Origin of the sequence: Trinickia soli, assembly GCF_002879855.1 — a bacterium.
Classification (GTDB): Bacteria; Pseudomonadota; Gammaproteobacteria; order Burkholderiales; family Burkholderiaceae; genus Trinickia; species Trinickia soli.
Genome location: NZ_PNYB01000009.1, coordinates 220,912 through 236,020, shown reverse-complemented (window position 1 = coordinate 236,020; position 15,109 = coordinate 220,912). Strand labels below are relative to the sequence as shown.

Below are 15,109 nucleotides of genomic sequence, written 5' to 3'. Positions count from 1 at the left end.
AACAAGTTATGCCTGATGACCACAGCGAGTTGGTACCACCCCTTCCCATCCCGAACAGGACCGTGAAACGACTCCACGCCGATGATAGTGCGGATTCCCGTGTGAAAGTAGGTAATCGTCAGGCTCCCCTAGTAGCACCCAAACCCCCGACAGTCATAGCGCTCTCGGGGGTTTGTGCTTTGGTGCCGCACAAGCCTCGCTCTTGCATCGCATCCTCATACCCACCCCCGACAGCGTCAACGCCTCTCGAGGGCGGGTGCTTTGCGCGACCGCACAGCTTCGTCGCGCAACACGCCAAACGATGCTCTGTCGACGAAACGCCGGCGTCGACCAGCCCACCTATCGTCTTGCGCAGTTCCCGGCGCTGCTGCTCGCGCAGGGATACGATGTTTGCGCATCACGGGCCGTTGCTAAATCGATAGCGCGCCGCCCACAATTTTCGTCGCGCAAGGCACATGAACGGAATTCCCGAACGTACAACGTTGGCTGTCATCTTTGCGCCGGATGTCGCGTTGGGTCGATCCCGCTAGAGCCCTCGAACGTGCAGCCGAGCGTGGCTCGCTTTGACCGGATCATGCTTCAGACTGCGCGGGCGCCGGCTCACGCATCGGCTTGACGTACTGTATATGTATACAGTATAAATGGATCTGCGAGGTTTTCAACTGGCCATCTCCCGGCAGGTTTCTTCGCTTTTGACGGCCCGGCACCGCGTGCCGGGTGGTACCGACCATGGACGATCGCGAAGCTGAATATCCTATTGCCCCACCTACGCCCCTGAAGGGGCGTGGTGCCGTCACCAATGTGCAGGGGCGCTACGAACGCGATCAGCGTGAAAGGGTTGACGATGGTTGGGAAACGGCGTGCGAAGTAGATCCCGCTGCGCCGCTCAGAACGCAGGTGTTCGAGGAGCGAGCCAAAAGCATCCTGACTCGGAACGCTTCGCCCGACATCCCGTTTAGCGTTTCCCTGAACCCGTATCGCGGTTGCGAGCATGGATGCATCTACTGCTTCGCGCGGCCGACTCATAGCTATCTCGGATTATCTCCGGGGCTCGACTTCGAAAGTCGCATCTATGCGAAGATCAACGCGCCGGAGTTATTGCGCTATGAGATATCGAAAAAGGGCTATTCGCCAGAGCCGATCGCGCTCGGCGTCAACACCGACGCCTATCAGCCCATCGAACGCGAACTGCGGCTCACGCGGCGCGTCATCGAGGTGCTCAATGAGCACGGACATCCGTTTGCAGCAATCACCAAATCGTCGTTGATCGAACGCGACATCGACCTTCTTGCGCCGATGGCTGCCCGTGGTCAAGTAATGGCGGCGGTCACGATCACCACGCTCGATGCGGAAATCGCTCGCACGCTGGAGCCACGCGCAGCTACGCCTACGCGGCGGCTGCGAACGATTCGCGAACTGAGCGCGGCGGGCATTCCGGTTGGCGTGAGTATCGCGCCGGTCATCCCATTCGTCACCGAGCCCGATCTCGAACGCGTGCTCGAAGCGTGCGCCGAAGCAGGCGCTACGAGCGCAAGCTACATCGTATTGCGGCTGCCATGGGAGGTGGCGCCGCTGTTCAAGGATTGGCTGGCGGCGCATTTCCCGCAGCGAGCCGAGCGTGTCATGGCGCGCGTGCGCGAGATGCGGGGCGGGAAGGACTATGACTCGTCGTTTGCTCACCGCATGAAAGGCGAAGGCGCCTGGGCGGATTTGCTCAAGCAGCGTTTCGGCAAAGCCGTGAAGCGGCTTGGCCTCAACGCGCGGCGGCACGGCATTCTGGACATGTCGCATTTCAAGCGGCCAGAGATGACGCCGCCGCCAAGTCCGCAATTGAGTCTCTTCTGATCAACCGATTGCCGCCGGGCACGCGCCTTCTGATTGCGACAGCGAGTTGACCACGCCGCTTTGCGACTCGAAGTAGGATTGGAATGAGACGGCGAGCCCGCTCATCAGCAGGAATGCTCCGATCAGCAGCGAAAAAATCACGACGAAAATCACGCCCCAGCCCGACTGGCTTTGAGCCACATGCCCGGCATTGAATTGCGCGTCCCACTTCTGGTCGGGGCGCAGCCCGTAGACGATCGCGGCGAGGAACGCCGCAAGCACCGATGCCGCACCCGGCACGACGAGCACCCAGCCAAGTGTCGATGCTCGCTCGCTGGCAACGAGCAGCAGTGCGCCCGGGATGCCGAGCGCCGTGCCGATCAAATGGGCCCAGCCGAATACGTCGCGCCAGCCGTATAGATAAAAGCGATGCGCCCCCACACTGCCGAACAGGAAGGCCAGTAGCGCGGTGAGCGTTTTGGAGCGAAAACGGGTGGGCGTAGAGAAGGCGCGAGTGGACATAGCCTCAAGGCGAATGGCGTGGGTTCATCGGAATGAAGGGCGCACGTATGGCGCTCCAGCGCGCATTGTACGTCGTCGGACGCCCGCATTTCGCCGGAATCCCGGCATTGGGTGGCCCGCTCCCACGGCCCGGTAGGTAAGTGTTTGTTATGGTTTCAGTTTCCCGCTATAATCGAGCGTTTCAGTGGTTCCGAACCCCCGGATTTCAAGGATTACAGTATGGTCATCATCCGCTTGGCACGTGGCGGCTCGAAGAAGCGCCCGTTCTACAACATCGTCGCTACCGATTCGCGTAACCGTCGCGACGGCCGTTTCATCGAGCGCGTCGGTTTCTACAACCCGGTCGCCACGAAGGGCGAATCGCTGCGTATCGCTCAAGACCGTCTGACATACTGGCAAGGCGTTGGCGCGCAGTTGTCGCCGACCGTCGAGCGTCTCGTGAAGCAAGCGCAAAAGGCTCAGCCGGCTGCGTAAGCGTCGGTGTCAAGATGTCGGCCGCGATAGCGGGTGGTACCCGTCGATCGATCACAGGTCGAGGCGATCGGCCAACTGTGAGGTTTATCGATGTCCGTTCGTGATCCGGGCGGTTCGGGTCGGGCGAAAGCAGCGTCCCGGCAGCCAGTGTCGTTTGGCGCGTTTACGCGCAAGCCGGTCGAGCGCAATGAAGTGCGTGCAGCCACCGGACAAACGCCAGGTATCGAGCCGGTCGAGACGCTGCCCGAAGACGCAGTCGAAGTCGGTGCTATTGTCGACGCCTATGGCCTGAAGGGCTGGGTCAAAGTCGCGGCGCACGCCAACGCAAGCCAAGGCGGCGATGCACTGACGAACGCCCAATGCTGGTGGCTCGTCAAAGGGCGCGAGCTCAAGGCGGCGCCAGTCGTCGCGGCGAAGGTCCACGGCGACAGCGTCGTGGCTCAGTTGCGTGGCTCCGCCGATCGCGATCAGGCGCTTGCACTGAAAGGCTGGCGCATCCATGTGCGCCGCCGTGATTTTCCGGCGCTCGACGCCGACGAGTTTTACTGGGTCGATCTGATCGGCCTTGAGGTCGTCAACGAGGCGGGCGTCGCGCTCGGCACCGTCGTTGATCTGCTCGACAACGGTTCGCATGCGGTGCTCCGTGTCGAGTACCCGACGCAGGGCAAGGAAGGACAGCCGGTTACCGGCGAGCGGCTGATCCCGTTCGTCGGCGTGTATGTGAAAACGGTGGATCAAGCGGCGAAGCGTATCGTCGTCGATTGGGAAGCCGATTACTGAGCATGGTCGACGCCAGGGAGCGCACGATGCAGTTCGATGTCGTCACGCTCTTTCCCGAGATGTTCCGCGCGGTCACCGAGTGGGGCATCACGAGTCGAGCGTCGAAGCAGGGGCGGTTCGGTTTGAGAACGTGGAATCCGCGCGATTTCACGACAGACAATTACCGCACTATCGACGATCGGCCCTATGGTGGCGGCCCGGGCATGGTCATGCTGGCAAAGCCGCTCGAGGCGGCTATCGGTGCCGCCAAAGCGGCGCAGGAAGCCCAAGGCGTCACGCAGCCGCACGTCGTGATGATGTCGCCGCAAGGGGCCACGCTCGATCACGACCGCGTGATGCATTTTGCACAAGAGCCCGGGTTGGTGTTGCTGTGTGGACGGTATGAAGCGATCGACCAGCGGCTGATCGATCGTTGTGTCGACGAAGAAGTGAGTCTGGGCGATTTCGTCCTCTCCGGCGGCGAATTGCCGGCTATGGCGCTCATGGATGCGGTGGTGCGGCAGTTGCCCGGCGTGCTGGGCGATGCGCAGTCGGCGTTGCAGGATAGCTTCGTCGATGGGTTGCTCGATTGTCCGCACTACACGCGCCCCGAAGAGTATGAGGGCGTGCGCGTGCCGGACGTGCTGCTCGGCGGGCATCACGCCGAAATCGAGCAGTGGCGCCGCAAAGAGGCGCTCAGAAACACGCTCGCCAAGCGGCCCGATCTGATCGAGCGCGCAAGGCGCAACAAGATGTTGAGCCGTGCCGACGAGGCATGGCTCGCAAGTCTTGCGAAAGCGGCGTCGAAGGCCTAGCGGCCTTCTTCCCGAGCGCAAGGCGCAGGCGGCGCCGCATATGCGGCGCCAGATGTGAACCCATCCTCTATCGGGGCCCGGCTACACCGTCTTCATGACGCATGCCAGGCAGAACGCCGACAAGATGGCATAAGGAGTCAGTAATGAATCTGATTGCAAAACTCGAGCAGGAAGAAATCGAGCGCGTGCTCGCCGGTAAGTCGATTCCCGAATTCGCCCCTGGCGATACGGTGATCGTCAACGTGAACGTCGTCGAAGGCACCCGCAAGCGCGTCCAGGCCTACGAAGGCGTGGTCATCGCCAAGCGTAACCGCGGCCTGAACTCGTCGTTCATCGTCCGCAAGATCTCGTCGGGCGAAGGCGTCGAGCGTACGTTCCAAACGTACTCGCCGTTGCTGGCCAGCATCGTCGTGAAGCGTCGCGGCGATGTGCGTCGCGCGAAGCTGTACTACCTGCGCGAGCGCTCGGGCAAGTCGGCACGTATCAAGGAAAAGCTGGTCTCGAAGGACCGCGCGGCTTCCTAAGCGTGACAGCAGTAAGAAAAAGCACCCGTCCCGGGTGCTTTTTTGTTTATTGGAAGCAGGATCAAAATGACGGTTATCCGTCCATGACTTCGCGAGTGCCACGTTGATACGCCCCGTCTTCGAACCCGAGGTGCTTCCCGTCGAAGCGACCGGCGCCGGATTGCCAGGCGTCGCCGCGCATCGGTTGACGCCGGCGGGCTTGCGCGAACGATTTGCGCAGCGGCTCGTCTGGGCACCCGAGCCGTTCGAAGTGCTGTCGCCCGAGCGGGGTGATCCGCGGGCGGCCGCAGTCCTGGTGCCGTTGATCGTGCGCGAGGCAGGACTTTCGGTCTTGCTCACGCAGCGAGCCGATCACTTGAGCGATCATGCCGGGCAGATCAGCTTTCCCGGCGGGCGTCGTGAGCCGTCCGACCCCGATGCGGTTGCCACAGCGCTGCGCGAGGCACACGAGGAGGTGGCGCTGGCCCCCGAGCGCGTTGAAGTGCTCGGCGCGCTGCCCGACTATCTGACCGGAACCGGCTTTTGCGTTACCCCCGTCGTCGGGCTCGTGCATTCGCCGTTTACGGTGAGCGCCGATACGCTCGAGGTGGCCGACATTTTCGAGGTGCCGCTCTCGTATTTGATGAATCCCGCCAATCACGAAGTCAGGCTGTGGCGGTGGGAGGGCGGCGAACGCCGCTTTTTCGCGATGCCGTACCCGCGCCCGGCCGCGGGAGGGCAGTATTTCATCTGGGGCGCCACGGCGGGCATGCTGCGAAATTTTTATCGCTTCCTGGCCGCGTAACCGAGACGGACGCGGTCCGCGCGTCGCACGCGCGATATGCGCGCATTCGAGCATCGCGCGCTGTGCTATCGTTACACGACAATTGAACAAACTCGAATTGCCACGGTCCCTCGCATGACCTTTTTCTCCGTTTTGTTGGCCCTCGTTTTCGAACAGCTGCGCGCCCTTTCGCAGAGCAACCCGGTCTTTGCGCTGCTGCAATATCACGCGGAATCGGCCGCCCAGGGCTTCGACGCCGGCAAGAGAAAACACGGCTTACTCGCGTGGCTCGTCGTCGTGTTGCCTTGGACGCTTGCTGTCGCGGCGATCTATTACGTCCTTTATCGAATCAGTTTCGTGCTGGCGTTTCTTTGGAACGTCGTCATCGTTTATTTCACGCTCGGTTTTCGGCAGTTCAGCCATTACTTCACCGATATTCACCTCGCGCTCAATAACGACGATGTGCCGCGTGCGCGCGAAATCCTCAACGAGTGGACGGGGATGGATACCGTGGATATGCCGGTCGTCGAGATCGTGCGCCATACGTTGATTCACGCTGTCATCGCTTCGCATCGGCATGTATTCGGCGTGTTCTTCTGGTTTCTTGTGCCGATCGGCCCCGCCGGCGCCGTCCTCTATCGGATCTCGGAATACCTCGCGCGCAGCTGGAGCGTCGCGGTTGGCGAGCGCACGGCGGCTTTCGGCGCCTTCGCGCGCACCGCGTTCTTTGTCATCGATTGGCTGCCCGCCCGGCTGACGGCGCTCGGCTTCGCGATCGTCGGCAATTTCGAAGACGCCATCTACGCGTGGCGCAATCACGCGCGCCAATGGCCCGACGCCAATGAAGGCGTCTTGCTCGCCGCAGGCAGCGGCGCGCTCGGGGCGCGGCTCGCCGGGCCGCTCGCCGAGCCCTCGAGCCTCGATGCCCTCGGCGCGCCGGATGGCGGCCCGATGCCTGTCGGTGACGATTGCACACCGCGCACGCTGCAGTCGGCGGTAGGCCTTGTCTGGCGCGCCGTTATCCTATGGATGATTCTGCTGCTCATGCTGACGATTGCCGTCTGGCTGGGGTAAGAACGAATCGAGCTTGCGAAGCGGCGCCTTGCGGTTCTAGCGGGTGTCGCCATCGTCGTTCAACTCCCGTGCCGCCCCACAGCGCCAGCAGGCCGTAAATTGTGCTTCCAGTGTTTCGCCGCAGGCGCGGCAGCGCCACGGGCGCGCCCCGGGCGGTGGCCCGTTTTGCGCGGCATCGAGAATACGTCTGGCCAGCATTTCATCGCGCTCGTCGTCGAGCCATAGCTCGGGCGCACATTGATCGGCAGGGATTTCGCCCAGCGCTCCGTTCAGATAACGGTTGTGCAGTTCGCAGCCGATCCCCGCTGCTTCGAGCAGGTTGACCCAATGTTGGCCAATGACGACGTTCGGTGCCTGAGTCAGCTTCAGCATGCGCATTCCCGGTCGAGCGATCAAGGCGCTCGTGCTATCTCACCACCTGACTTGCTTCGTGGACGAGCTGTGCGTAGAGCGCGTGGCGCGCTCGTGCAACCCGTCCTTCGGCCAGCGCTTCGAGAATCGCGCACCCCGGTTCGTGCAAGTGATGGCAATTGTAGAAGCGGCAATGTGCGAGCAGCGGCCGGAACTCGGGAAACGCGCGCTCGAGCGTGCCTTCGGTCAAATGATAAAGACCGAATTCCTGGAATCCCGGCGAATCGATCAAGGCCCCGCCGTCGGGCAGCGGATACAGGCGCGTGAACGTCGTCGTGTGGCGGCCGCTGTTGAGCGCCGTCGAAATTTCGCGCGTGGCGGCGTCGGCGTTCGGCACGATCAGATTGACGAGCGTCGATTTTCCCATTCCCGATTGGCCGAGCAGAAGCGTCGCATGGCCGTGCAGCCGCTCGTTCAGCGCGCCGCGCGCTTCATCGGGGCGAGTCTTGATCGATAGCTCGATCACCTCATAGCCAAGCGCACGATAGGGTGCGAGGCGTTCGCGGGCAACGGGTAGCGCCGCGCTGACATCGGTCTTGTTCAGCACGATCAGCGGCTTCAGATCGTTGGCTTCGGCCGCCACGAGGGCCCGGCCGAGCAGGTCTTCGCTGAAGTAGGGCTCGGTGGCCAGCACGATCAGCAACTGATCGAGATTGGCCGCGAACAGCTTTGACTTGTATTGGTCGGAACGGTAAAGCAGATTACGGCGTTCGCCGATCTCGACGATGACGCCCTGATCGGCTGAGCTTTGCTCGAAGATGACGCGATCACCCACCGCCACCTCGCTTTTCTTGCCGCGTGGGAAACACTGCAGCAACGCATGCGGCTCGTGTTCCGGCGCGACCAAGTAATGGCGACCATGCGCTGCGATCACGAGGCCGGCCAGGCGCGCGGCGCCGACGCGCTTGGCCACATTGGCGGAACGCGCGCTCATGCGTGCCGCAGCAGCCGTTCGATCCGCTGCGACGCGGGCGGGTGCGAGTAGTAGAAGGCGGTGTAGACAGGGTCGGGCGTCAGCGTCGCCGCGTTGTCTTCGTACAGTTTCACGAGCGCGTTCACGAGTTCCTGTGCATCGGTTTGACTCGCCGCGAACGCGTCCGCCTCGAATTCGTGCTTGCGCGAGCTCAAGCTGCCCAACGGGGTGACGAAGAACATGAACACCGGAAGCGCAAGGAAGAACAAGACCAATGCGAGGGCGTCGTTGCTGCCTGTCATTGACGGCCGCACGCCCAATCCCTCGTAAAACCACGTGCGCTGGCTCAGCCACCCGAGCAGAGCGAACAACGCGAGGCTGATCGCAAACACCATCAGCATGCGTTTCAGGACGTGGCGCCGCTTGAAGTGTCCCAGTTCGTGCGCGAGCACGGCCTCGATCTCGCCGCCACTGAGCCGCGCCAGCAGCGTATCGAAAAAGACGATGCGCTTGGCAGAGCCAAAGCCCGTGAAGTAGGCGTTTCCATGCGCGGATCGGCGGCTGCCGTCCATCACGAACAGGCCTTTCGCCGCGAAGCCGCAGCGTTTCATCAACGCATCGATGCGTTGAGCGAGCGCCTCGTCGGCCAGCGGCTCGAACTTGTTGAAGAGCGGGGCGATCAGGGTCGGGTACAGCACGAGCACGAGCACCTGGAATGCGACGATGACGGCCCAGGCCCACAGCCACCAGAGCGTGCCGGCGCGGCCCATCAGCCACAGCACGACAAACAGCAGCGGCAGCCCGAATGCGGCGCCGAGCGCGGCGCCTTTTGCCAGATCCGCAAAGAAGATCGCCTGCGTCATCCGGTTGAAGCCGAACCGCTCTTCGATGACGAATTGGCGGTAGTAATCGAACGGCAGATCGACAACGCTCGTCACGACGACCACGGCGGCGACCAGCGCGATCTGGCCCGCATACCCCTCGCCGAGCCAGGCGGAAACCAGGCGATCGAGTATCTGGACGCCGCCGAGCAGCGTCAGGCCGATCAACAGCGCCGCGCTGACGATGATTTCGAGCATCGACAGGCGCGTGCGCACGACCGTGTAGTCAGCCGCGCGCCGATGTGCTGCAATCGGGATCGATTCGGCGAACTGTCTGGGCACCGCGTCCCGGTGCGCCGCCACGAAGCGGATTTGTCGGGAGGCCAGCCACAGTTTCGTGGCGACCATCGCGACTACCAGGACGGCGAACAGAACGGTGAAGTCGAGAGCGGGCATCGGGAAGTCCAAGGTAACTATGCGAGAATTATAAAGTTTCGTGGGATCTGGCGAGCGTGCCCCGGGCCGCGCAGCGCTATTTTGTTTCTCTTTGCATCAACCAACGGATTGCCTTCATGACTGACCCACTCGAACCCGTCGGCGAGCCGACGCTCGTGCGCAGCGAGATGAACCTCATCTGGCTCGATATGGAGATGACGGGACTCGAGCCCGATACCGACCGCATCATCGAAATCGCCGTCGTGGTGACGAATTCGACGCTCGACAAACTGGTGGAGGGCCCCGTGCTCGCCATCCACCAGAGCGACGAGACGCTCGACAAAATGGACGATTGGAACAAGAACACGCACGGCCGCTCGGGACTTATCGATCGCGTGCGCGCCTCCACCGTCGACGAAGTGCAGGCCACCGAGCAGATCCGCGCGTTTCTCGGCAATTATGTGCCACCCGGAAAATCACCGATGTGCGGCAACTCGATTTGCCAGGACCGCCGCTTTATGGCGCGCTGGATGCCGGACCTCGAGCGCTTCTTTCATTACCGCAACCTCGATGTGAGCACGCTCAAGGAACTGTGCCGTCGCTGGCAGCCCGCCGTCTACAAGGGCTTCCAGAAGCGCGCCATGCATACGGCGCTTGCCGATATCCACGAGTCGATCGACGAACTCAAGTACTACCGCCAACATTTCCTCGTCGCGCCGAGCGTGGCGCCGGTCGAAGGCAACTGAAGCGCATTCCCCCCGCGTTCGCCGGCAATGGCCGCCCGCGGCTCGCGTTGGCCAGCCGGGGCGAGCGGCGGATCAGGCCGACGGCGCGCGCCGTGCCTGTTTCGGCCGGAACGCCGGCACCACCTGCTCGTTCGTGGTGACGTATGGCCCGCCGATCAGGTCGATGCAATACGGCACCGCCGCGAAGATGCCCGGCGCCTTGACCGCGCCCGTTTCGTCGCGCAGCCCTTCGAGCGTCTCCTGAATCGACTTCGGCTGGCCGGGCAGGTTGATGATCAGCGCCGCATGATCGGCCGTTTGGCGAATGACGGCGACCTGGCGGGAGAGAATCGCCGTCGGCACGAAATTCAGGCTGATTTGACGCATTTGCTCGCCGAAACCCGGCATTTCCCTGGTTGCCACCGCAAGCGTCGCCTCGGGCGTGACGTCGCGCCGCGACGGCCCCGTGCCACCTGTCGTCAGAACCAGATCGCATCCGATCGTGTCGACGAGTTCGATCAGCGTGGCCGAAATCAGCGCCTGTTTGTCGGCGATGAGCCGTTTTTCGACGCGCCACGGCGAAATCAACGCCGAACCCAGCCACGCTTGCAGTGCGGGCAGGCCCTTATCCTCATAGACGCCGCTCGATGCGCGATCGCTGATCGAGACGAGCCCGATGACGATTTCGTCGGGGTGGTTACGCTTCGGTCGAGTCATCGTCGTCTTCCGTCGAATCGTCACTGTCGGCGCCTTCGGCTGCGCCGCCGCCGGCGTTCTTGATCCACTGGAACAGTTCGCGGAAATAGCGCGGCGGCTTGCCTTGCTGCGCTTCCTTGCGTGCATTGCGGATCAGCGTGCGGCCCTCCTGGGCGTCGGCGCCCGGGTGCGCACGCAAGAATGCCGTGAACGCGTCGTCGTGGGCGATCAATTGCTCGCGCGTGTGCTCGACCCAGTGGAGACGGGCCGTCTCGGCCTTGTTCACGCCGCGGTACGCGTCGAGCGCCGTCCTCAGCGCCGCGACTTCCGGTTCCGTCAGCGAACGCATGACGCGCCCGACATATTGGATTTGCCGGCGTTTGCCTTCGTGATCGGTGATGCGGCGCGCCGCGCGCACGGCGTCCGCCAGGTCTTCCGGCATCGGCATGCGTTTGAGCGCATCCTTCGGCAGCTCGACCAGATCGACGCCCAAGGCTTGCAGCGCATGCATTTCGCGCTTCAATTGCGATTTGCTGGGGCGTTCGTCGCCCAGATCCTGATCGGCCGAATCTTCGTGCTCGATCGGTTGAATACGGGTTTTGCGTGTCATGGGCAGCATTGTAGCGCGCGACCATCTTCGCAAGCCTTGCTATGATCGCGGGATGCAAACGATCGGGCATGCACCGCGAGGCACGTCGGCCGGCGGCCCGAGCCGTACTCAACTGATAGTTCTACACCGGACGGCAATGACGATGGCAGCGGACACTGAAACCACACAACGCTTCTTCCCGCATACGCAAGACGAATTGAAGGAGATTGCGTCCGACATTCTTAAGCATGCGAAGTCGCTGGGAGCCACCGACGCGGCCACCGAAATCTCGGAGGGCGACGGTCTGTCGGTATCCGTGCGGCGCGGCGAAGTCGAGACGATCGAGCACAATCGAGACAAGATGGTCGGCGTGACCGTCTTCATCGGCGCCAAGCGCGGTAATGCGAGCACTTCCGATTTTTCGAAGGAGGCCCTGCGCGATACCGTCGCCGCGGCTTACAACATTGCGCGCTTCACGGCGGAAGACGATTGCGCCGGACTCGCCGAAGCCGAACTGCTCGAGACGGCCCCGCGGGACCTCGATCTTTATCACCCGTGGCACTTGTCGGCCGACGAGGCCGTCGAAATCGCACGGCGCGCCGAGGACGCGGCATTCGCCACGGATCCTCGAATCCGCAATTCCGAAGGCGCGAGCGTCTCGGCTCAGCACTCGCAGTTCGTGCTCGCCACGACGCGCGGCTTTCTGGCGGGTTACCCGTACTCGCGGCATTACGTCGCCTGCGCGCCGATCGCCGGCAGCGGCCGCAACATGCAGCGCGACGATTGGTATTCGTCCAAACGCGATGCACTTTCGCTCGCGCAGCCCGAGTCGATCGGCCGGTACGCGGCCGAACGGGCGCTCGCCCGGCTCGGCGCGCGCCGGCTCGATACGCGCAAGGTGCCGGTGCTGTTCGAAGCGCCGCTCGCGGCCGGATTGCTCGGCGCGTTCGTGCAAGCCACGAGCGGCGGCGCGCTGTATCGCAAGACGTCGTTCCTGGTCGACAGTCTCGGCAAGAGCGTGTTCGCACCGCACGTGCAGATCGTCGAAGATCCGCACGTGCCGCGGGCAATGGGGAGCGCGCCGTTCGACGAAGAAGGCGTGCGCACGAAGCAGCGCTCGGTGGTGAAGGACGGTGTCGTCGAGGGCTACTTCCTGTCGACGTATTCGGCGCGCAAGCTCGGCATGAAAACCACCGGCAACGCGGGCGGCTCGCACAACCTTACGCTCACGAGCAGCGAAGCGCGGCCCGAAGACGACTTCAAGGCGATGCTCAAGAAGCTCGGCACGGGGCTGCTCCTGACCGAACTGATGGGGCAGGGTGTCAACTACGTGACGGGCGATTATTCGCGTGGGGCGTCGGGTTTTTGGGTCGAAAACGGCGAGATCCAGTATCCCGTCGAAGAGATCACGGTGGCCGGCACCTTGCAGGAAATGTTCCGGCATATCGTCGCGATCGGCGCCGATTCGATCGTGCGCGGGACGAAACAGACGGGTTCGGTCCTGATCGAACGGATGACGATCGCAGGGCAGTAAGGCGAAAGCCCGGCGGGGCGGCGGCGAAGCCGGCGTTCCGCCATCGGATGACGGGCGCCGCCAGCGCGTCCGGCAGTGCCTGATAGCCACCAGGAACCGGCGTTGGCTCGCCTGCCGCCATGGTGAGTGACTTCAGCGCTTCGAGCCGCCGATACGCCGATAAACGACGCGCGCGTAATCGAAAGCTTCCGCATGGTGCGCCTCGCGCGAAACGGCTTCCCATTGAGCCGGGTCGGGGGCCGGAAAGGTCGCGTCGCCTTCCACGTCGGCATCGATTTCCGTGATCACGAGCTTATCGGCAAAGCCGATGCCTTCCGCGTAAAGCTGCGTGCCGCCGATCAGAAACGCTTCGGGCGCCCCGTCTTTGCCCGCCAGCGCCAGCGCGTCGGCGATGCTCGTCGCCATCTCGCAGCCTTCGAAGCGACGTTGGGCATCGCGCGTGACGACGATGTTGCGCCGCCCCGGCAGCGGACGGCCGATCGATTCGTGCGTCTTGCGGCCCATGACGATCGGCGCGCCCATCGTGGTCCGCTTGAAGAAAGCGAGGTCTTCTGGCAGGTGCCAGGGCAATTGATTGTCGCGGCCGATCACGCCGTTGCGGGCGCGGGCGACGAGGATCGTCAGTGTCGTCATGTTCCGAAGAGGTGGCGTGCGCAGATGCGGTCATGCGGCCGCTAGGAACCGCGATTCTACGCGACGACTCACTCCGTTGCCGTCTTGCCCTCGCGAGATGCCGGGGCGGCGCCCGCATCGTCGGTTTCGTTCAGCTTCTCCTCGGATGCCGCCGGGTCTCTCAGCCCGTGCGAGCCCATCAATCGATAAAGCGTCACGCGCGAAATCCCCAGGTCGATCGCCGCTTCGTTGAGCCGGTGCCGATGTCGCAACAGCGCTGCTTCGATCGCACGCTTTTCCGCCGCTTCGCGCGCTTGCGCGAGTGTCATCGTCTCCTGGTCGGTGAACTGCGCGAGATCGAGATCTTCGGCGTTGATGAGCTTGCCCTCGGCCATCACGATTGCACGTCGTACGCGGTTGATCAGCTCGCGCACGTTGCCGGGCCAGCCGTACTTATGCATTGCCTCGATAGCCGACGGCGCGAAGCCGCGAATCTTGCGCGCGCTGTCCGTCTTGAACTTGTGCAGGACGTGATGCGCCAGGATCTCGATGTCCTTGCCGCGCGCGCGCAGCGGCGGCTCGTCGATGCGCAGCACGCACAGGCGGTGAAACAGGTCCGCCCGAAAGCGCCCGTCACGCATCGCGCCTTCGAGATCGACGTGCGTGGCCGAGATCACACGGACATTGACCGACACCGATTCGCGTCCACCGAGCCGCTCGATTTTGCCCTCTTGCAGGAAGCGCAGCAGGCTCGCCTGGCTTTCCAAGGGCAGATCCCCGATTTCATCGAGGAACAAGGTCCCGCCGTTGGCCGCTTCGACGCGGCCGATTTTGCGTTGATTGGCGCCCGTGAACGCGCCACGTTCGTATCCGAACAACTCCGATTGCAGCAGGTGATGCGGGATGGCGCCGCAGTTGATCGCGACGAACGGTTCCTTGCGGCGCGGTGAGCGCTCGTGAATGGCGACGGCCGTGAGTTCCTTGCCCGTGCCCGATTCGCCGGCGATGAACACGGCGGCGTCGGTGTTCGCGATCTTGCGGATCGTGCGAAACAGCTGCTGCATGGCTTCGCACGTGCCGACCATTTCGTCGTCGCCGGCACTCGCTACGCCCGTGGCGAGATCGAGATCGGTCAACGAGACCATGCCGAATGCATGGCCGAGAAGATAGTCGACACTCGGCGGGCTGGCCGGCAGCTTCACATAGTCGAAACAATAGCTGCGTATCAGGCGGCGCACATCGGGTTCGTCGAGCCGGTCAGCGCTCGCCAGCGCAACCCATCCGACGAGCGGTTGTCGCAGGCCCGTTTCGAGCATGCCGAGCTCTCGCGCGGTATAGCGCGACAAATCGACGATACCCGCATAGGGAACGTCTGGCCGAATGACGCGCGCGCATTCGGCGCTCGTGCGCGCGATCGAGACGTGCCAGCCGCATCCTGTCAGATGTTCGACGAGCGTGTCGTCGGGCGAGCGCGACAAGTAGACGAGCATGCGCGTGTCGGTCTCGGGCTCGCACTCGCTGCGTTCGCGACTTCGTTTGCCGCTTGCAAGCGACAAGGTGGGTCCGTGGGCCGAGAGCGGCCCGACGGATGTCAGATGAGATGTATCACGCACGATGC

The 15,109-nt window shown here is 63.2% G+C and carries 17 protein-coding genes and 1 rRNA gene; 10 read left to right on the top strand and 8 right to left on the bottom strand.

From position 1 onward, the window contains the following. Window positions 1–11 precede the first annotated feature (11 nt). Window positions 12–124 (top strand): 5S ribosomal RNA (gene rrf, locus C0Z19_RS13285). 605 nt (window positions 125–729) lie between these two features. Then, window positions 730–1,845 carry a PA0069 family radical SAM protein gene (locus C0Z19_RS13280; RefSeq protein WP_102610285.1) on the top strand — a complete coding sequence of 372 codons (1,116 nt, stop codon included), beginning with the start codon at window positions 730–732 and terminating at the stop codon, window positions 1,843–1,845. On the opposite strand, the gene C0Z19_RS13275 is transcribed toward C0Z19_RS13280, so the two are convergent. Next, window positions 1,846–2,346, bottom strand: coding sequence for an NINE protein (locus C0Z19_RS13275; protein WP_102610284.1), 501 nt, complete (start codon window positions 2,344–2,346; stop codon window positions 1,846–1,848). It abuts the gene before it with no gap. Between the two features lie 219 nt (window positions 2,347–2,565). Between C0Z19_RS13275 and rpsP the strand changes: the two genes are divergently transcribed. The 6 genes from rpsP to C0Z19_RS13245 all read left to right on the top strand — a co-directional run bounded on the left by rpsP (window position 2,566) and on the right by C0Z19_RS13245 (window position 6,755). Then, window positions 2,566–2,820, top strand: a complete 255-nt coding sequence (rpsP, locus tag C0Z19_RS13270) for a 30S ribosomal protein S16 (RefSeq protein ID WP_010091769.1) — start codon at window positions 2,566–2,568, stop codon at window positions 2,818–2,820. 90 nt (window positions 2,821–2,910) lie between these two features. Continuing rightward, window positions 2,911–3,600 carry a ribosome maturation factor RimM gene (rimM, locus tag C0Z19_RS13265; protein WP_102610283.1) on the top strand — a complete coding sequence of 230 codons (690 nt, stop codon included), beginning with the start codon at window positions 2,911–2,913 and terminating at the stop codon, window positions 3,598–3,600. A gap of 2 nt (window positions 3,601–3,602) precedes the next feature. Next, window positions 3,603–4,394: a tRNA (guanosine(37)-N1)-methyltransferase TrmD gene (gene trmD / locus C0Z19_RS13260; RefSeq protein WP_102610282.1), complete on the top strand. Its 792-nt coding sequence runs from the start codon at window positions 3,603–3,605 to the stop codon at window positions 4,392–4,394. 143 nt (window positions 4,395–4,537) lie between these two features. After that, window positions 4,538–4,918, top strand: coding sequence for a 50S ribosomal protein L19 (gene rplS, locus C0Z19_RS13255; RefSeq protein WP_102610281.1), 381 nt, complete (start codon window positions 4,538–4,540; stop codon window positions 4,916–4,918). 103 nt (window positions 4,919–5,021) lie between these two features. Beyond that, window positions 5,022–5,702 carry a CoA pyrophosphatase gene (locus tag C0Z19_RS13250; protein ID WP_102610280.1) on the top strand — a complete coding sequence of 227 codons (681 nt, stop codon included), beginning with the start codon at window positions 5,022–5,024 and terminating at the stop codon, window positions 5,700–5,702. 114 nt (window positions 5,703–5,816) lie between these two features. Beyond that, on the top strand, window positions 5,817–6,755 hold the full coding sequence (locus C0Z19_RS13245; protein WP_102610279.1) for a CobD/CbiB family protein: 939 nt from the start codon (window positions 5,817–5,819) through the stop codon (window positions 6,753–6,755). 36 nt (window positions 6,756–6,791) lie between these two features. Here the strand turns inward: C0Z19_RS13245 and C0Z19_RS13240 are convergent, their stop codons facing one another. From C0Z19_RS13240 to C0Z19_RS13230, 3 genes are read right to left on the bottom strand one after another with little or no spacing between them, the layout of a single operon-like run. Then, entirely contained in the window at window positions 6,792–7,127 is a 336-nt protein-coding gene (locus tag C0Z19_RS13240) for a putative signal transducing protein (protein WP_102610309.1), read from the bottom strand. A 34-nt stretch (window positions 7,128–7,161) separates the two neighbouring features. Continuing rightward, on the bottom strand, window positions 7,162–8,100 hold the full coding sequence (gene rsgA, locus C0Z19_RS13235; RefSeq protein WP_102610278.1) for a ribosome small subunit-dependent GTPase A: 939 nt from the start codon (window positions 8,098–8,100) through the stop codon (window positions 7,162–7,164). Beyond that, entirely contained in the window at window positions 8,097–9,356 is a 1,260-nt protein-coding gene (locus tag C0Z19_RS13230) for a M48 family metallopeptidase (RefSeq protein WP_102610277.1), read from the bottom strand. Before C0Z19_RS13230 ends, rsgA begins: the two co-directional genes overlap by 4 nt. A gap of 116 nt (window positions 9,357–9,472) precedes the next feature. Here C0Z19_RS13230 and orn point away from each other — a divergent pair, with 116 nt between their 5' ends. Further along, complete coding sequence (orn, locus tag C0Z19_RS13225) at window positions 9,473–10,081, top strand: oligoribonuclease (RefSeq protein WP_102610276.1); 609 nt, start codon at window positions 9,473–9,475, stop codon at window positions 10,079–10,081. A gap of 72 nt (window positions 10,082–10,153) precedes the next feature. On the opposite strand, the gene mog is transcribed toward orn, so the two are convergent. Beyond that, a complete protein-coding gene (mog, locus tag C0Z19_RS13220) occupies window positions 10,154–10,777 on the bottom strand; it encodes a molybdopterin adenylyltransferase (RefSeq protein ID WP_102610275.1) in 624 nt (207 codons plus the stop codon). Beyond that, window positions 10,758–11,366: a ribosome biogenesis factor YjgA gene (gene yjgA / locus C0Z19_RS13215; RefSeq protein WP_280528279.1), complete on the bottom strand. Its 609-nt coding sequence runs from the start codon at window positions 11,364–11,366 to the stop codon at window positions 10,758–10,760. The genes mog and yjgA overlap by 20 nt, the downstream gene beginning before the upstream one ends. Window positions 11,367–11,508: 142 nt before the next feature. Here yjgA and pmbA point away from each other — a divergent pair, with 142 nt between their 5' ends. Then, window positions 11,509–12,879 carry a metalloprotease PmbA gene (gene pmbA / locus C0Z19_RS13210; RefSeq protein ID WP_102610308.1) on the top strand — a complete coding sequence of 457 codons (1,371 nt, stop codon included), beginning with the start codon at window positions 11,509–11,511 and terminating at the stop codon, window positions 12,877–12,879. 132 nt (window positions 12,880–13,011) lie between these two features. On the opposite strand, the gene C0Z19_RS13205 is transcribed toward pmbA, so the two are convergent. Both C0Z19_RS13205 and C0Z19_RS13200 read right to left on the bottom strand, forming a co-directional pair. Then, the gene (locus C0Z19_RS13205) at window positions 13,012–13,512 is read right to left on the bottom strand and encodes a dihydrofolate reductase (RefSeq protein WP_102610273.1); all 501 of its coding nucleotides are present in this window, start codon (window positions 13,510–13,512) and stop codon (window positions 13,012–13,014) included. 68 nt (window positions 13,513–13,580) lie between these two features. Beyond that, window positions 13,581–15,104, bottom strand: coding sequence for a sigma-54 dependent transcriptional regulator (locus C0Z19_RS13200; RefSeq protein ID WP_233196122.1), 1,524 nt, complete (start codon window positions 15,102–15,104; stop codon window positions 13,581–13,583). Window positions 15,105–15,109 lie beyond the last annotated feature (5 nt).